We start from the raw sequence: 17853 nt of genomic DNA, 5'->3' as shown, positions 1-17853 counted from the left end.
TTCACTCGCGCGGCGGCGGCTCCGGGCGCAGCCACAGCCACAGCGCCACGCCACTCATGCAGCCGATCGCCACGACCTGCACCCAGAGCTTGTGCACGAACAGCAGCAACACCAGCGCGCAGACTGCCATGGTCAGCGTGGCCATCCACTTGCCGCGGCGGCTGACCGCGCCGTGCGCTTCCCAGTCGCGGATGCTGGCGCCGAAGCGCGGATCCTCCAGCAACCGGCGTCGCAGGCGCTCGGAGCCGCGCGAGGCGGCATAGGCCGAGATCAGCACGAACACCGTGGTCGGCAAGCCGGGCACGAAGATGCCGACGATGCCCGTGGCCAGGCTGACATAGGCCAGCAGCCACCAGGCCCAGCGGAAACGGGAAGGGGATTCCATCGGCGCATGATAAAGCCGCGACCGGATGGCGACGCGGGAGATGCGCGCTCGGCATCCGCCTCTTGTGCGGTGTGCGAGCGACTTCAGTCGCGACGCGTGGAGCGGTGCGCTCGCCTAACCTCGATGCAGTCGGGACTGAAGTCCCTCCCACAGTGCGCCCAGCCGGCACTCGGGGTACCCCGTCCTTGTGGGAGCGACTTCGGTCGCGACGCGGAATTCGTCGGCCGCCGGCTTCGAAAGCCGTCGCGGCTGAAGCCGCTCCTACAGGAAGCAGGTGGCGCGCCGGCCGCGTGCACTGTAGGAGCGGCTTCAGCCGCGACCGAACGCCAGGCCACTCTGCCCTACTTCGCCGCCTGCTCCACGCCCAACTGGTCGAGCACGAACGCGTACGATTCGGCCTGCTCGCGGTAGCGGCGGAAGCGCCCGGACTTGCCGCCGTGGCCGGCTTCCATGTTGACCCGGAACACGATCGGGCGGGTGCCGGTGTTGTCGTCACGCAACTTGGCCACCCACTTGGCCGGCTCCCAGTACTGCACCTGCGAATCCCACAGGCCGGTGCCGACGAACAGTGCCGGATACGCCTGGCGGGTGACGTTGTCGTACGGCGAATAGCCGAGCATGTAGTCGTAGTACTGCTTCTTCTCCGGATTACCCCATTCGTCGTATTCGTTGGTGGTCAACGGGATGCTCGGGTCGAGCATGGTGGTGACCACGTCGACGAACGGCACCTGCGCGACCAGCACGCGGTAATCCTGTGGCGCCATGTTCGCCACCGCCCCCATCAGCAGTCCGCCGGCGCTGCCGCCGGCCGCAGCGACCCGGTCCGGCGCCGCATAACCCAGCTTGACCAGGCCGCGGGTCACGTCGATGAAGTCGGTGAAGGTGTTCTTCTTGTGCAGCAGCTTGCCCTGGTCGTACCAGTCGCGGCCCATTTCCTGGCCGCCGCGGATGTGCGCGATGGCGTAGACCACGCCACGGTCGAGCAGGCTGACCACCGGCAGGTTGAAGGCGGGATCGGTGGACATGCCATAGCTGCCGTAGGCGTACTGGTACAGCGCCGCGCTGCCGTCCTTCTTGAAGCCCTTCTTGTACACCAGCGACACCGGCACCTTGACCCCGTCGCGCGCGGTCACCCACACGCGCTCGGTCTGGTACTTGCCGGCGTCGTAGCCGATCACCGGCTGCTGCTTGAGCAGCTTGCGCTCGCCGGTACGGGTGTTGAGTTCGTAGGTGGTGGCCGGCGTGGTCAGCGAGGTGTAGCTGTAGCGCAGCCACGGCGTGTCCGGCTCGGGATTGACCGACAGGCCCATCGAATACGCCGGCTCGTCGGCCTTGACGTAGTCCTCCTTGCCGTCGGCGAAGTGCAGGCGGATCCGCTCCAGGCCGTCGGACCGCTCGGCGATGGCGGTGAAGCCGTCGAACAGTTCGAAGCCGTCGATGAACACCTTCTCGTCGTAGGGCAGCCAGGCCTGCCACTGCGAACGCTTGGTGGCGCCGTCGGGCGCGGTCATCAGCGCATAGTTCTTGGCCTTCCAGTTGGTGCGGATCACCCAGCGCCCGTCGAAATGGTCGGCGCTGTATTCGACGTCGCGCTCGCGCGGCGCCAGCACGGTGAAGTGCTGCGGATCGGCGGCCGGCGCATAGCGCTGCTCCGAGGCCACCGTGCTCTCCATGCCGATGACGATGTACTTGTCGTCGCGGGTGCGGCCCAGGCCCATGTAGTAACTGTCGTCCTTTTCCTCGTAGACCAGCGCGTCCTGCGCCGCCGGCGTGCCCAGCACGTGCTTCCTGACGCGCACGGTGAGCAGCGTTTCCGGATCGTTCTCGACGTAGAACAGGGTCTTGTTGTCGTCGGCCCAGACCACGTGCGGCGACACGCCGGGCACGTGGTCGGCGTAGACCTCGCCAGTGTCCAGGTTCTTGAAGCGCACCACGTACTGGCGGCGGCCGACGTCGTCCTCGGTCCAGGCCAGGATGCGGTTGTCCTGGCTGACCACCGCGTCGCCCACGCTGAAATAGCCCTTGCCGGCGGCCATCGCGTTGACGTCGAGCAGGATTTCTTCCGCCGCGTCCATGCTGCCCTTGCGCCGCGCGTGCACCGGGTAGTCCTTGCCGCTCTCGTAGCGGGTGTAGTACCAGTAGCCGCGCTCGCGATAAGGCACACTGCTGTCGTCCTGCTTGATGCGGCCGACGATTTCCTTGTACAGCTTATCCTCCAGCGGCTTGAGCGGCTTCAGCAGCTGGTCGGCGTAGGCGTTCTCGGCGTTGAGATAGGCCAGCATCTGCGGGTTTTCGCGCTTGTCGTCGCGCAGCCAGTAATAGTCGTCCTGGCGGGTGGCGCCGAACGGCGCGGTGACCGTGTGCGGCTGCTTGGCCGGATGCGGTGGAGTGGCGTCGGTGGCGAGGGCGGAAGCGAAAGGCGCGGTCATGAGCAGGAACAAGCTCGCTAGCAAGGGACGGTGGTGCATCTAATGGGGCTCCGGCGGCGGTAACGCAACTAAGGACGCGCCGCCCAGGCCGGGAAGCGGCAGGCATGCGGCGCGGCGCCGCACGATGCCGGCCGAGTCTCCGCGCAACGCCGCATCCTGGCAAGCGCGCGCAACGATTTGTGCGGCGTGCTGCCCTATGATCGGGCCATGAGTCCGCCTCGCACCGAATCCCATACCGTGCCGCACGCGCCGCCCGCCTACAGCCAGCGCAGCCGCGACATCGAACCGTTCCACGTGATGGCGCTGCTGGCCCGCGCCAACGAACTGGAACACGCCGGCCACGACGTGATCCACCTGGAGATCGGCGAGCCGGACTTCACCACCGCCGCGCCGATCGTCGGCGCCGGCCAGGCCGCGCTCGCCGCCGGCCACACCCGCTACACCGCCGCACGCGGGCTGCCGGCGCTGCGCGAGGCGCTGGCCGCGTTTTACCGGCAGCGCCACGACGTGGACCTGGACCCGGCGCGGATCATGATCACCCCCGGCGGCTCCGGCGCGCTGCTGCTGGCCAGCGCGCTGCTGGTGGATCCGGGCAAGCGCTGGCTGCTGGCCGACCCCGGCTATCCGTGCAACCGGCATTTCCTGCGCCTGGTCGAGGGCGCGGCGCAGCTGGTGCCGGTCGGCCCGGACAGCCGCTACCAGCTGACCCCGGCTTTGCTGGACGCGCACTGGAACGCCGACAGCGTCGGCGCGCTGGTCGCCTCGCCGGCCAACCCGACCGGCACGCTGCTGGACCGCACCGAACTGGCCGCGCTGGCGCAGGCGCTGCAGGCGCGCGGCGGCCACCTGCTGGTCGACGAGATCTACCACGGCCTCAGCTACGGCATCGACGCGCCCAGCGTGCTCGAGGTCGACGACAGCGCCTATGTGCTCAACAGCTTCTCCAAGTACTTCGGCATGACCGGCTGGCGCCTGGGCTGGCTGGTGGCGCCGCGCGCGGCGGTGCCGTCGCTGGAGAAGCTCGCGCAGAACCTGTACATCAGCGCCTCCAGCATCGCCCAGCATGCGGCGCTGGCCTGTTTCCTGCCGGAAACCCTGCAGATCCTGGAAGCGCGCCGCGCCGAATTCGGCCAGCGCCGCGACTACCTGCTGCCGGCGCTGCGCGCGCTCGGCTTGCGCATCGACGTCGAGCCGCAAGGCGCGTTCTACCTGTACGCCGACGTGAGCGCCTTCACCGACGACGCGCAGGCGTTCTGCGCGCATTTCCTGGAAACCGAGCATGTGGCGTTCACTCCGGGCGTGGACTTCGGCCAGTACCGCGCGCGCCAGCACGTGCGCATCGCCTACACGCAGAGCCTGCCGCGGTTGCAGGAGGCAGTGGCGCGCATCGCGCGCGGGCTGCAGCGTTGGTCGCGCTGACCCGAACCGCTTGACCGCTCGGTCGCCGCTGCATCCAGCCAGCTCGACGCGCCGCCGCATGCAGCGGCAAGACGAAGGCCCGCTCCCTTGCCGGGAGGCGGACCGCGCCGATCACTTGGCCAACCGCTCCCACAGGAACCCGTACGCCAGCGCCTGCATGTGCGCGGTCTGCGCGTTGTTGGCCGCGCCGCCGTGGCCGCCTTCGGTGTTCTCGTAGTAGCTCACGTCCTTGCCGGCGTCGATCATCTTCGCCGCCATCTTGCGCGCATGGCCCGGGTGCACCCGGTCGTCGCGGGTGGAGGTCAGGAAGATCACCGGCGGGTAGGTCTTCTTCGGGTCGAACAAGTGGTACGGGGAGAAGGACTGGATGTAGGTCCAGTCGTCGGTATCAGGGTTGCCGTACTCGGCCATCCATGAGGCGCCGGCCAACAGGTGGCTGTAGCGCTTCATGTCCAGCAGCGGTACCTGCACCACCGCCGCGCCGAACAGCTGAGGGTATTGCACCAGCATGTTGCCGGCCATCAACCCGCCATTGCTGCCGCCCTGCACGCCCAGGTGCTTGGCCGAGGTGATCTTGCGCGCGGCCAGATCCTGCGCCACCGCCGCCATGTCCTCGTAGGCCTTGTGCCGGTTCTGCTTCAGCGCCGCCTGGTGCCAGCGCGGGCCGTATTCGCCGCCGCCGCGGATGTTGGCCAGCGCATACACGCCGCCCTGGTCGAGCCAGGCGCGGCCGAGGCCGCCGGAATAGAACGGGGTCATCGAGACCTCGAAGCCGCCATAGGCGTACAGCAGGGTCGGATGGCTGCCGTCCAGCTTGAGTTGCTTCGGCCGGACCAGGAAGTACGGCACCTTGGTGCCGTCCTTGGACACGGCGAAGTGCTGCTCGATCGCGTCCTTGGAGGCATCGAAGAAGCTCGGCATCGCCTTCAGCGTCTCGATGCTCTGCGGGCCGCGCTGCACGTCGGCCAGCATCAGTGTGGTCGGGGTCAGGAAGTCGGTGGAGGTCAGCCACACCTGGTCGTTCTCGTCGGCATCGACCGCGTCGACATCGATGCTGCCGAAGCCCAGGTCGCCGACCGGGAACGGCGCGCGCGCCCACTCGCCCTCGCCCGGGGTTAGCACCCACAGCCGGCTCTTGACGTTGTCCAGCACGTTCAACACCAGGTGCGACTTGGTCCATGCGAACGCTTCCAGCGAGGTGCTGTCGGTCGGCGTGAACAGCACCCGGAACGTACGCTTGCCGGCCATGACGTCGTCGAACTTGGCGGCCAGCAGCGCGCCGGCGGGATAGGTGGTGCCATCCACGGTCCACGGCTCGCGCAGCTGCAGGGTCAGCCATTCGCGGTGCACGCGCTTTCTGGCCGAGTTGGGCACGTCGATCTTGCGCAGACGGCCATCGGCGCCCCGCAGGTACAGCTCGTCGTTGTAGAAGGCCAGCGTGCGGCTGACGAAATCACGCTCGAAGCCGGGCGTGTCGTCGTGCGTCGCGTCGATGTACATGTCTTCCGGCTTGCCTTCGTAGACCAGGCGCGCGCTCTGCAGCGGGGTGCCGCGCTTCCACTGCTTGACCACGCGCGGATAGCCCGAGCTGGTCATCGAACCGGCACCGAAATCGGTATAGAGGTAGACGGTATCGGCATCGATCCAGCCCAGCCCGCCCTTGGCCTCGGCGCGGAAGAAACCGTCCTTGACCCATTGCTTGCTGCCCAGGTCGAACTCGCGGGTGACGTCGGCGTCGGCACCGCCGCGCGACAGCGCGATCAGGCAGCGGCGGTAGTCCGGGCGCAGGCAATCGGCGCCATGCCACACCCAGTTCTCGCCCTCGGCCTTGTTCAGCGCGTCCAGATCCAGCACCGTCTCCCACGTCGGCTCGGGCTTGCGGTATTCGTCCAGGGTGGTGCGCCGCCACAGGCCGCGCTCGTGCGTACGGTCCTTCCACAGGTTGTAGTAGTACGGGCCGATCTTCTGTACCGCCGGAATCTTCGCGTCCGAGTCCAGAACTTCGCGGATGCCGGCTTCGCGCGCCTGGAAGCCCGGCTCGGCGGTCAGCCGCGCCTCGGTCTTGGCGTTCTGCGCCTTGACCCAGTCCAGCGGCTTGGCGCCGGTGACGTCTTCGAGCCAAGTGTAAGGGTCTTGGGGCATCGCGGTTTCCTTTGCCGCTGCGGTGCCGGAGACGATCAGTCCGGCAAGCAGGCAGGCATGGGCAAGAGAGGGCATGGGTCAGGTCCAGGGGGCGGGGGAAGAACAGCCCAGGACCGTAGCACGCAGCACCGCGGCCCTCCCCCTGCCGAAGGTCAGGCCGCACGAGTGAACCGCCACGCCGGCGCGCGCCGCCGGCGCCGCGCCTGCACCCGTGGCCGTACCCGCGCCATGATCCGGCGCAACGGCCGCAGCGGCAGCGGAAAGCGGTGCAGCGCCCACCATGCGCTCAGCGGCATGCCCAGCAGCCATAGCGGCCGCCAGCCCAGCCATTCGCTGGAGCCGCGCGCGGCCGGCCATACCAGGACCAGGGCCAGGCCGGCGAGCAGTGCCTGCCGCACCAGGCGGCGCAGGCCGGGGTGCGGCGCGTGGGCGGGGCGGAAGGAACGGGCGATCGGCATGGCGGCGACTCCGGAGCAGGGCTGAGGCGCGCAGCCTGCCGCGCGGCCATCTCAACGGCTGCGACCCACTATTGACATGACTTTCGCCCGATACTGGGTAGCGTATTTCTTCAAGCCCCGGATTCCTGCCTTATGCGCCTGCTTTCCCTGTTCGCCTCCGTGCTGCTGCTCGGCATGGCCGTTCCCCTGCCGGCGGCGCGCGCGAAGTCCCCGGAGCAAGAACCCTCGCAGCAGCCGCCGATCGACCTGCAGCGCTTCATGGGCCGCTGGTACGTGATCGCGCATGTGCCTTATTTCGCCGAACGCGGCCATGTCGCCAGCAGCGACGAGTACACGCTCACGGAAAACGGCAAGATCGGCGTGCGCTACCAGTACCGCGAAGGCTTCGACGAGCCGCTCAAGGAAGTCACCTCGCGCGCCACGGTCAAGGACGGCACCGGCAACCGCCGCTGGACCACTTGGTTCTTCGCCGTGGTGCCGACCAAGTACCGCATCCTCGAGGTGGCGCCGGACTATTCCTGGGCGCTGATCGACTATCCCGGCCGCGACCTGGCCTGGGTGTTCGCGCGCACCCCGGACATGGATCACAAGCAGTACCGCGAACTGGTCGACAAGCTGGATCGCGACTACGGGGTCAATGTAGACAAACTCAAGCGCGTGGCGCAGCACCGCGCCCAGGTCGGCAAGCTCGGTTTCGAAGTGCCGAGCAAGCCCTGAGGCGTGTCGTCACTCCCCGAACAGGTTGCAGCGCCGATCACCTGCCGCTCAGCGAAGCGCCAGCCGGCCCACGTATGATCGGGCCGGTCCGTCCCCCAGACAGGTGCACCGCTTGGCCAGCGTTCCCTCCGACAGCCTCTGCGCTTCGGCGCCCGCCGCCGCCGCAGACCCCACCCGCGGCCAGGTATTCGCGCAGCACTGTCCTTCGCGCGCCGTCCTCAGCCATGTGACCAGCCGCTGGGGCGTGCTGGTGCTGGTGGCCCTGCGCAAGGGCACGCACCGCTTCGGCGACCTGCGCCGCTCGCTCGAAGGGGTCAGCGAGAAGATGCTGTCGCAGAGCCTGCAGGCGCTGGAAGCCGACGGCCTGGTGCAGCGCACCGCCTACCCGGTGGTACCGCCGCACGTGGAATACGCGCTGACCCCGCTGGGCGAGGACGCAGCGTTGCATGTGCAGGCGCTGGTGGACTGGATCGAGACCAATATCGGCGCCATCCTGGGCAGCGGCAGCGCACCGCCGAATGCACTGTAGGAGCGGCTTCAGCCGCGACAGGTGGTATCAGCTATCGGTAATGCCTGTCGCGGCTGAAGCCGCTCCTACAACGGCGGCATCACGCCTGATACCAACGCTTCAGTCGTCGCTGTAGTTGCTCAGCGCCAGCGACAGCAGCGCCTTGGCCTGTTCGCGCAGCGAGCGCGGCTCGACGATCTCCGCATCCGACCCGTAATGCAGCACGTCCATCAGCAGCTCGCGCGAGACGCTGTACGGCAGCTTCAGTTCGTAGCGGCCGTCGGCCAAGAAGCGCCCCTGCTGTTTGGAATGCCAGTGCTCGTCGGCGACCCAGCGCGCCGCCTTGGGACTGAACACGATCGTCGCCCAGCCCTTGGGCGCGCCGGAGAAGATCCCGTAGCTGGCTGCCAGCTGCGAGTCCAGTTCCTCGTCGGCCACGTCCTGCGCCACCTGGTCGAGCAGCCGCGCATGGTTGATGCGGTCCACCGCGAAGCTGCGCACCGCATCGCGGCCGTGGTCCCAGGCATCCAGGTACCAGTTGTCGCGGTAGTGGGTGATGCGCTGCGGCGACACCGTGCGCTTGGTCGATTCGTCGGTGGAGCGCGCGCGGTAGTCGAACGACAGCCGCTTGCGCTCCAGCACCGCCGAGGCGACGGTGCGGAAGCTGGCCTCGTCGAGCTTGCGGCCGCGGTGCGGGATCACCCGCACCCGCTCCACCGGCCAGTGGGTGGCCCCGGCCTGTGCCGCCAGCAGGCTCTCGATGCGCTGCTGCAACGGCGCCAGCACCGAGGACAGCACCCCGCCGCCGGTGCGCGCCAGCAATTGCTGCGAGGCCAGCAGCGCGTGCAGTTCCTCGGAACTGAGCCACAGCCCGGGCAGTTCGAAGCGATCGCTCTCGCCGGTTTCGTAGCGGAACCCGGTCTCGCCGTCGCCTTCGACCGGGGCCATCAGCGCATCGCGCAGGAACGCCAGGTCGCGGTAGACGGTGGCGCGGGAGCAACTCAATTCGTCCTGCAGGCGCGCCACCGTCACCGGGTAGCGGGCGGACTTGAGCAGCCGGTGCAGAGCATTGATGCGTTCGTAGCGGTCCATGCCGCCGATTATGTCTGAGTCCGCGGCGGAAAACGCGCCGCGGCCCGGCATGCGTGCCCTCCCGAGCGCGGCGGCGCCCCCGAACCGGCGATGAAGCCGGGGCCTGGCAGCGGCCGGGAGGTCATGTGGATCCGGTATGATGAAATCGTTTCCATTTCGTTAGCCGAAGGCTGCGTCCTCAACCGGAGAGTAAAGCCATGCCCCGCCGCGCCACCGCACTATCCGCAATCACCTTGCTGCTGCTGTACACCTCCGCGGCCTGCGCCGCCGACGTACCCGCCCCGCCGGCGGAACCGGGCAGTTCACCGTGGAGCGGCGCCGGCGAGCTGGGCTTCGCCTCTTCGCGCGGCAACAGCTCCAACGAAAGCTTCAATGGCCGGCTCAAGGGCCAGTACCTGGACGGCGACTGGATCCACAGCATCGACCTGTTCGCGCTGCGCGCCAGCGCCGAGTACACCAACACCAACGACGACGGCAGCACCGAGCGCGTGCGCCAGACCACCTCCAACCGCTATACCGGCAGCGCCGGCAGCGCGCTGCAGTTGGGCGAACACCGCCAGCTGACCGCCTCGCTGCGCTACGAGCGCGACGATTTCGCCACCTACGACCGGCTGGCCACGATCGGCATCGGCTACGGCACGCGCATCATGGACGGCGACCGCAAAAGCATCGACGTACAGATCGGCCCCGGCGTGCGCCGCGCCCACGACGTGGACGAAGACCGCACCGAAACCGGCCTGATCGGCCGCGGCCTGGTCGACTTCAAGTACGGCCTGACCACCAACACCGAGCTGGTCAATACCCTGCTGGTCGAGTCCGGTTCGTACAACACCTTCGCGCAGGACGACCTGGGCATCTCGGTCAGCATGAACTCGCGGCTGGCGCTGAAGGCCGGCTGGCAGGCACGTCACAACAGCGATGTCAGCGACGAAAAGAAGAAGACCGATACGCTGACGACGATGAATGTGGTCTACAAGTTCAAGTAGGGCTGGGAATCGGGAATCGGGAATCGGGAATCGGGAATCGGAAACAGCATGCGCGGACCATCCTGCGCGTGCGACCCGGCGTTTCAGCAGACCACGGCTTTTGTAGGGCGGCTTCAGCCGCGAAGAACGAAGCCATCCTGCTCTCCGGCTTCGGACGCAGTCGGAACTGAAGTCCCTCCCACAGTGCACCCAACCAGCGCGCCGCAAGTCATTGTGGGAGCGACTTCAGTCGCGCCGCGCAGAGCCATGCAGTTGCCAGGCTTCAGAAGCGATCGTGACAGATGGACCAAAAAAGCCGGGGATCGCAGCGGCTTTGGCGACCTGTCGCGGCTGAAGCCGCTCCTACAGTGCACCCGGCGAGTCGGCCGCTTGCTTCCTGTAGGAGCGGCTTCAGCCGCGACGAACGAAGCCATCCAGCTCTCCGGCTTCGGACGCAGTCGGGACTGAAGTCCCTCCCAAAGTGCACCCGGCCGGCTCGCCGCAAGTCATTGTGGGAGCGACTTCAGTCGCGACGCGCAGAGCCATGCAGTTGCCAGGCTTCAGAACCGATCGTGACAGATGGACCAAAAAAAGGCCGGGGATCGTAGCGGCTTTGGCAACCTGTCGCGGCTGAAGTTGCTCCTACAGTGCACCCGGCGAGTCCGCCGCTTGCTTCCTGTAGGAGCGGCTTCAGCCGCGACGAACGAAGCCATCCAGCTCTCCGGCTTCGGACGCAGTCGGAACTGAAGTCCCTCCCATAGTGCACCCGGCCGGCTCGCCGCAAGTCATTGTGGGAACGACTTCAGTCGCGACGCGCAGAGCCATGCAGTTGCCGGGCTTCAGAACCGATCGTGACAGATGGACCAAAAAAAGGCCGGGGATCGCAGCAGCTTTGGCGACCTGTCGCGGCTGAAGCCGCTCCTACAGTGCACCCGGCGAGTCCGCCGCTTGCTTCCTGTAGGAGCGGCTTCAGCCGCGACGAACGAAGCCATCCAGCTCTCCGGCTTCGGACGCAGTCGGGACTGAAGTCCCTCCCATAGCGCACCCGGCCGGCTCGCCGCAAGTCATTGTGGGAGCGACTTCAGTCGCGACGCGCAGAGCCATGCAGTTGCCAGGCTTCAGAAGCGATCGTGACAGATGGACCAAAAAAAGGCCGGGGATCGCAGCGGCTTCGGCGACCTGTCGCGGCTGAAGCTCCTACAGGGTTCGCGGCGTGTAGAGCTCCGCTGCGCCCGGATCGGGCGCGCGCGGGTTCGGATCCGCTCAAGCAGGCAGGTGCAGATCCAGTAGCTCGCGCGCACCGGCACCGAGCAGCGCCTCGGCCACGGCCTGGCCCAGCGCCTCCGGATCGCCTGCCGGACACTGCGCATCGGCGCGCACCAGGCGGCCGTCGGCGACGCCGCCGACCATGCCCTGCAACAGCAGGTCTTCGCCCTGCCATTGCGCGAATGCGGCCACCGGCACGTGACAGCTGCCGTGCAGCGCACGGTTCATCGCCCGCTCGGCCTCCACGCAGCGGCGTGTGGGCGCGTCGTCGAGCGCGGCGAACAACCCACGCGCAGCCGCGTCGTCGCCGCGGCACTCCACCGCGATGGCGCCCTGCGCCGGCGCTGGTAACCAGTCCGGCGCCTGCAGGCGCTGGGTGATGCGCGCTTCCAGGCCCAGCCGCTGCAGGCCGGCGCAGGCCAGCACGATGCCGTCGTAGCCGCCGTTGTCGAGCTTGGCCAGGCGCGTGTTGACGTTGCCGCGCAGGTCCAGCAGCTGCAGGTCCGGACGCCGCGCGCGCAGTTGCGCCTGCCGGCGCAGCGACGAGGTGCCCACGCGCGCGCCCAGCGGCAGCGTCTCCAGCGACGCATAGAGATTGGAGACCAGCGCATCGGCCGGGTCGGCGCGGACCAGGATCGCCGGCAGCACGAATGGCGGGTCCAGTTCCATCGGCACGTCCTTCAGCGAATGCACCGCGCAATCGGCCTCGCCGCGCAGCATCGCCAGTTCCAGCTCCTTCAGGAACAGGCCCTTGCCGCCGATCGCCGCCAGCGAGCGGTCCAGCACCTCGTCGCCACGGGTACTCATCGGCACCAGCACCACGTCCAACTGCGGATGCGCCTGGCGCAGGCAGGCGGCGACGTGTTCGCTCTGCCAAAGGGCGAGCGGACTCTTGCGGGTAGCGATGCGCAGGATCTTCATCGGCCCATTATCGCGGAAAGCGCCGCCACCGGCCGCTGGCGCAAAGGCCGACCACGCTTGCTGCCAAGCGCCGCCCTTGCACAGGCGCACGCCAGGTCAGCGCAACTCCCAACGCCGAACGGCTCCCCATGCCGAATCCCAATCGCGGCCTTCAAAGATGGCGGATCTCCTGCCGCAGCTGCGCCACGCAGCGCCGGCTCACCTCCAGCGGCTGCTTGGCGTGGCGCAGGACCGCATGCACCTGGCCTTCGCCGAGGCGCCGCAGTTCGACCAGTTCGTGGCGCGCGACCAGGCAGTTGCGGTGGATGCGCACGAAGCGTTCGGCGAATTCCTCTTCCAGCGACTTCAGCGACTCCTCGATCAGGTCCTCGCCGCGCGCATGGTGCACCACCACGTATTTTTCCTCGGCCTGCAGATAGTGGATGTCGTCGACCGGGATCAGCCGCAGGCTGCCGCGCAGGCGCGCGCACAGGTGGCTGCGGCGTTGCTGCGACGGGAGCGTCGTGGCGCTGCTGCGCCCGGCCATGAAGGTGCGCGCGCGTTCCAGCGCCGCCGCCAGCCGCTCGGCGCGCACCGGTTTCATCAGGTAGTCGATCGCCGCGGCCTCGAACGCGGACAGCGCGTGCGCGTCGTAGGCGGTGCAGAACACCACCGCCGGACGCGGCTCGAAGCTGGCCAGGTGGCGCGCCGTCTCCAGGCCATCGATACCGGGCATGGCGATGTCCAGCAACACCAGATCCGGGTGCAGGTCGGCGCAGGCGCGCAGCGCCTCCAGGCCATTGCCGGCCTCGGCCAGCACCTCGACGCCGGGGTGTTCGGCCAGCAGCGCACGCAGGCGCTCGCGCGCCAGGGGTTCGTCGTCGGCGATCACCACCTTCACGTACGTCACCTCAGTGGGCTGGAGCGCGGTCTCGCCGCATAGTAGCCCCACTGCCGGCGGGCCGTCATCCGCACCGCACGGGCTGTGGCCGCAGCGCGCGCCGACCCACCGCTGCGCCGCGGCCGCGGCTCAGCCGGCGGCGAAGCGCGCGCTCATCCAGTCGCGCAGATCGGCGATCTCCTCGGCGCAGACCTGGTGCGCCATCGGATAGCGCTGCCACTGCAGCGGCATGCCCAGCGCCTGCAGCGCCTGCGCGGTCTGCTCGGCATAGGCGTGCGGGATCACCGGATCGCCCTGCCCGTGGGCCATGAACAGCGGCTGTGACAGCGCCGCCGGCGCATGCCAGCGGGCCACGTCGGCCACCTCCGGCAGGTAGGTGGACAGGGCGATCAAGCCGGCCAGCGGCCGTTCGCGGCGCAGCCCCGTCGCCAGCGTGATCGCCCCGCCCTGCGAGAACCCGGCTAGCAGCAGGCGCTCGGCCGGCACGCCGCGCACACGTTCGCGCGCGATCAATGCCTCGACCTGGGCGACCGAGGCGGCGACGCCGGCGCTGTCGGCGCGGTTGGAGAAATCCGGGCTGACGATGTCGTACCAGGCGCGCATGCGCACGCCGTTGTTGATCGTCACCGCGCGCACCGGCGCATGCGGGAACACGAAGCGCAAAGCCGGCCAGTCCGGCCGCAGCAGCTCCGGCACCAGCGGTGCGAAGTCGTGGCCGTCGGCACCGAGTCCGTGCAACCACAGCACGGTCCACGCCGGCGAAGCGGCGGTTTCGTGTTCCACAGTTTCCAGCATGCGCGCAGTCCCCATCGAGATGGGCGCATTATGCCTGCCGCGTCAGCCGCTGACGCGGCGCGCGGCGGCGGCGGCGCGGCGCAATTCGCCCGCGCGCAGCAGCACGGCCGGCGGCTGCTGCTCTTCGGGGATGGACAGGATGCGCAGCTGGCGCAGCCACAGCCCGGCTGCACGCGAAGAACTCAGCGCCACCACCGGAATCGCCAGCGCCATGCCGATCACCACCGGCGCCATCCACGCCGCCAGCGACGGCGACACCACGTAGGCCATGCCGCCCATCAGCAAGCCGAACGCGCTGAGTCCGCCGTAGCTGCGCGCCAACGCCAGCCACGACAGGCGGCCATCGTCGCGCTGCTGCGCGTCCCAGCCCGAGTCCTTGCCGGCCAGCACTTCGGCCACGCCGCGCGACTGCACGTACATCACCACCGGCGCCATCAGCGCCGCCAGCACGGTTTCCAGCAGCATGCTCAACAGCGCGCGCAGCGCACCGCCGCAACCGCGCCGCTCCTGCGGCTTGAGCAGCATCGCGAAGTAACCCAGCACCTTCGGCGCCAGCAGCACGAACATGGTCACCGCGAATACCCAGAACACCCGGGTCGAGTCCTGCTGGTGCCAGTAGCGCGCCGGCGAGAAAGGCGACACCACCTTGGCGACCAAGTCGAAGCCGTCGCTCTGCAGCGGGATCGCGATGCCGATCAGCATCAGCAAGCCCCACATCGGCGCAGTGAAGTAATGGCCGATGCCGATCATCATGTGCATGCGGCTGATCCAGTGCAGCCCGCGCGCGAAGACCACCTTGGAGTGCTGCAGGTTGCCCTGGCACCAGCGGCGGTCGCGCACCAGCAGGTCGGTCAGCGTCGGCGGGCCTTCCTCGTAGCTGCCCTGCAGGTACGGCACCATGTGCGTGGCCCAGCCGCCGCGGCGCATCAGCGCGGCCTCGACGAAATCGTGGCTGAGCACATGGCCGCCGAACGGCTTGCGCCCCGGCAGCGCCGGCAGGCCGGCCTGTTCGGCGAAGGCCTGGGTCCGGATCACCGCGTTGTGGCCCCAATAGTTGCTCTCCGCACCGTGCCACCAGGCCACGCCATAGGCGATCACCGGGCCGTAGACGCGGCCGCCGAACTGCTGCATGCGCGCGAACACGCTGTTGCCGTTGACCACTTCCGGCAGGGTCTGGATCAGGCCGACATCGGGATTGGCCTCCATCCCGGCGACCAGACGCACGATGGTCTCGCCGGTCATCAGGCTGTCGGCGTCCAGGATCAGCATCTGCGGATAGGCGCCGCCGAAGCGGCGCACCCAGCCGGCGATGTTGCCGGCCTTGCGCTCGGCGTTGTCGGCGCGGCGCCGGTAGTAGATGCGGCCCTGGCCGCCGGTGCGTTCGACCAGGTCGGCGTAGACCTGCTCTTCCTCGGCGCCGACCGCGGCGCGGGTGGTGTCGCTGAGGATGAAGAAGTCGAAGTACGCGATCTGCCCGGTGGCCTCGACCGATTCGTAGATCGCCTGCAATCCGGCCATCAGCCGGTGCGGATCCTCGTTGTAGGTGGGCATCAGCAACGCGGTGCGGCTGCGCACGCTCGGCAGCGGCGCGTCCGGGTCGATGCCGAGCTTGCGCCCGCCGCCGAACACCAGGGTCACGAATCCGGCCAGCGCGCTGACGAACGAGAACGCGATCCACGCGAACAGGGGGATGAACAAGGCCATCAGGCAGCCTTCGAGCACGCTGACCCCGCCGATCAGCAACACCTTGCCGATCAGCACGCTGGCGTAGGCGGTCATCAGCGCAGTGCTGCCGAACACGTACAGCCGCCGCCAGAACATGCCGGGCGGGGTGCTGGGCAGGCGTTTGTTGCGCAGTTTGCCCTGGCGCAGCGATTGCACCGGCATCGGCAACGGCGCCTCCGGCGGCAACACGGCATGACCGGCATCGAGGACAGCGGAATCGGGCAGGGTCGATGTGGGGGCGACCATGCTCATGCGTTCCGCCAGCCTCGTCGGACGGCGCAGCGACGCGGCGACGCATCTGCGCGCGGCGCGACGAACCCTGGCGCCATTACCGGCGCCGGCTTGCTGTGATTGCCACTCGTACCCACGTTCTCTCCTGTCGGGCGGGCAAAATACCGCCGCCACTGTAAACCTCGAATAGTAAGCTTTCGCGAAGATGGCCAAGCATGCGGCGCCACGGGCGCAGGCAGGTTCGTTCAGCCACCCGCCAATGCAGCGCCGCGCACACGCCAATCGCTGCAGGCACTGGCGCTGCAGCCAGCGGCCGGCACATGCAGATGTGGCGTTACCTCAGCTGCAAGGCACCATGCCCTGCCGCGCGAGCGTAAGCGAAGACAGCGCGTAGCCCCGATCCGATCGGTTGCCACGCCGACGCCGCGGCGCAGTTGCAGTTGCAGTTGCCCGAATGCTCGCGTGCAGTGGCATGCGCGGTGCACGCGCGACACGCGGCGCGCCGGCAAGGCGCATTGGCGCAGCGACGCGTGGATCGGCGCCGTTGCAGCGCGTGGCACGCCGCTGCGCGGCTCAGGCCGGCGCCTGCAGCGCGGCGCTGCCCTCGCCCGGCGGCGCTTCGCCGACGTACGGGAACGCCAGGGTGATGGTGGTGCCGCACCCCAGTTCGGAATCCACATCGACGAAGCCGCCGGCCTGGCGCACCAGGCCGTAGACCTGGGCCAGGCCCAGGCCGGTGCCCTTGCCTTCGGGCTTGGTGGTGAAATAGGCCTCGAACAGCCGCGACTTGGTGTCCTCGGACATGCCCTCGCCCTGATCGCTGACCGCCAGTGTCACGTAGCGGCCCGGCTGGCGCATCGCCGCGGCCTGCGCCGGCGGCACCTGCAGGCTGCCGCAGCGGATCGACACCACGTCGCCGGACTGGCAGGCGTCGCGCGCGTTCAAGGCCAGGTTCAGCACGGCCTGCTCGACCGAACTGCGGTCGGCATAGGTGGTGGCGCCGCCGGCCGCGGTCGCCAGCTGCAGTTTCATGTCCCCGCCCAAGGCCTGCGCCAGCAGCGGCTGCATCTGCGCGACCACCTCGCACAGGTCCAGCCACTGCGGCTTGACCGGGTGCGCGCGAGCGAAGCCTAGCAGGCGCCGGGTCATCCGCGCGCCATGCTGCAAGGCATCGCCGGCGATGCCGAGCAGCTTGCGCTGGTCCGGCTGCAGCCGCTGCGGATGTTCGGCCACCATGCTCACCGAGGTCATCGCGGTCTGCAGCATGTTGTTGAAGTCGTGAACGATGCCGGCCAGCATCTGACCGATCGCCTCGCCCTTCTGCGCCTGGGTCATGGCCCGCTCGGCGACGCGCTGCGCGGCCAGGGCGATGTCCAGCTGCCCGCGCAGCTCGATATGCTCGGCCTGAAACTGCTGTCCCAGCGTCTCGCTGACGACCTGCACCACTGCCCCGGCGCCGGCCTGCGGCAGATCGCCCAGGGTGCGCAGGGCCTCCTCGATCTGGCGATGCTGGGTGACGTCGCGGCTGATCACCAACACCCGTTCCACTTCGGCGTTGGCGTTGGTCAGCGGACTGGCCAGCACCTGCCACCAGCGCGGCCGGCCGTCGAAGGTCTCGCGCTGCGCCCAGAATTCATATTGTTCGTTGCGCAAGGCGGCGGCGAACGCCGTTTCCACGATCGAGCGCATCTCCTCCGGCCACAGATCCAGCCACGCGCGGCCGACGACATGCCTGGGCTCGGTCGCGCCGAGCAGGCTCAGGCCGCGTGTGTTGATCGAACGCACGACACCGTCGCGGCCGATCTCCTTGATGCAGTCGTGCGAGAGTTCGACGATCTGGCGATAGCGAGCGTGGGTGGGCAAGCTGCGTCTCATGATGGGTGGTTCAGCATATCTGCATCACTGCAGCGTCACCAGCGC

14 protein-coding genes are annotated in these 17853 nt (G+C 68.6%); 4 read left to right on the top strand and 10 right to left on the bottom strand.

Going from position 1 to position 17853, the window contains the following annotated elements:
- Position 1: 1 nt before the first annotated feature.
- A complete protein-coding gene (locus KHF85_RS03520) occupies positions 2-385 on the bottom strand; it encodes a YbaN family protein (protein WP_284568553.1) in 384 nt (127 codons plus the stop codon).
- 341 nt (positions 386-726) lie between these two features.
- The gene (locus tag KHF85_RS03515; RefSeq protein WP_284568552.1) at positions 727-2814 is read right to left on the bottom strand and encodes a S9 family peptidase; all 2088 of its coding nucleotides are present in this window, start codon (positions 2812-2814) and stop codon (positions 727-729) included.
- Between the two features lie 207 nt (positions 2815-3021).
- Between KHF85_RS03515 and KHF85_RS03510 the strand changes: the two genes are divergently transcribed.
- Entirely contained in the window at positions 3022-4233 is a 1212-nt protein-coding gene (locus KHF85_RS03510; protein WP_284568551.1) for a pyridoxal phosphate-dependent aminotransferase, read from the top strand.
- Positions 4234-4344: 111 nt separating this feature from the next.
- Here the strand turns inward: KHF85_RS03510 and KHF85_RS03505 are convergent, their stop codons facing one another.
- Positions 4345-6450 carry a prolyl oligopeptidase family serine peptidase gene (locus tag KHF85_RS03505; protein ID WP_284568550.1) on the bottom strand — a complete coding sequence of 702 codons (2106 nt, stop codon included), beginning with the start codon at positions 6448-6450 and terminating at the stop codon, positions 4345-4347.
- A 77-nt stretch (positions 6451-6527) separates the two neighbouring features.
- A complete protein-coding gene (locus KHF85_RS03500; protein WP_284568549.1) occupies positions 6528-6833 on the bottom strand; it encodes a hypothetical protein in 306 nt (101 codons plus the stop codon).
- Positions 6834-6965: 132 nt separating this feature from the next.
- Here KHF85_RS03500 and KHF85_RS03495 point away from each other — a divergent pair, with 132 nt between their 5' ends.
- On the top strand, positions 6966-7550 hold the full coding sequence (locus KHF85_RS03495) for a lipocalin family protein (RefSeq protein ID WP_284568548.1): 585 nt from the start codon (positions 6966-6968) through the stop codon (positions 7548-7550).
- 112 nt (positions 7551-7662) lie between these two features.
- Positions 7663-8079: a winged helix-turn-helix transcriptional regulator gene (locus KHF85_RS03490; protein ID WP_345782175.1), complete on the top strand. Its 417-nt coding sequence runs from the start codon at positions 7663-7665 to the stop codon at positions 8077-8079.
- A 99-nt stretch (positions 8080-8178) separates the two neighbouring features.
- On the opposite strand, the gene KHF85_RS03485 is transcribed toward KHF85_RS03490, so the two are convergent.
- Positions 8179-9150, bottom strand: a complete 972-nt coding sequence (locus KHF85_RS03485) for a helix-turn-helix transcriptional regulator (protein ID WP_064540508.1) — start codon at positions 9148-9150, stop codon at positions 8179-8181.
- A gap of 197 nt (positions 9151-9347) precedes the next feature.
- Between KHF85_RS03485 and KHF85_RS03480 the strand changes: the two genes are divergently transcribed.
- Positions 9348-10136, top strand: a complete 789-nt coding sequence (locus KHF85_RS03480; protein WP_053837079.1) for a DUF481 domain-containing protein — start codon at positions 9348-9350, stop codon at positions 10134-10136.
- Between the two features lie 1242 nt (positions 10137-11378).
- Here the strand turns inward: KHF85_RS03480 and hemC are convergent.
- The 5 genes from hemC to KHF85_RS03455 form a co-directional block, all read right to left on the bottom strand.
- Positions 11379-12302 carry a hydroxymethylbilane synthase gene (gene hemC, locus KHF85_RS03475; RefSeq protein ID WP_284568546.1) on the bottom strand — a complete coding sequence of 308 codons (924 nt, stop codon included), beginning with the start codon at positions 12300-12302 and terminating at the stop codon, positions 11379-11381.
- A 151-nt stretch (positions 12303-12453) separates the two neighbouring features.
- Positions 12454-13182, bottom strand: coding sequence for a LytR/AlgR family response regulator transcription factor (locus tag KHF85_RS03470; RefSeq protein WP_284569462.1), 729 nt, complete (start codon positions 13180-13182; stop codon positions 12454-12456).
- Between the two features lie 129 nt (positions 13183-13311).
- Positions 13312-13977, bottom strand: coding sequence for an alpha/beta hydrolase (locus KHF85_RS03465; protein ID WP_284568545.1), 666 nt, complete (start codon positions 13975-13977; stop codon positions 13312-13314).
- A 42-nt stretch (positions 13978-14019) separates the two neighbouring features.
- Entirely contained in the window at positions 14020-15954 is a 1935-nt protein-coding gene (gene mdoH, locus KHF85_RS03460; protein WP_284568544.1) for a glucans biosynthesis glucosyltransferase MdoH, read from the bottom strand.
- 552 nt (positions 15955-16506) lie between these two features.
- Complete coding sequence (locus KHF85_RS03455) at positions 16507-17796, bottom strand: two-component system sensor histidine kinase NtrB (protein ID WP_284568543.1); 1290 nt, start codon at positions 17794-17796, stop codon at positions 16507-16509.
- Positions 17797-17853: the final 57 nt, after the last annotated feature.

The organism is Xanthomonas graminis pv. graminis (genome assembly GCF_030168915.1).
Lineage (GTDB): Bacteria > Pseudomonadota > Gammaproteobacteria > Xanthomonadales > Xanthomonadaceae > Xanthomonas_A > Xanthomonas_A translucens.
The sequence above is the reverse complement of the archived record's forward strand: the minus strand, read 5'-3'. Positions and strand labels throughout refer to the sequence as shown.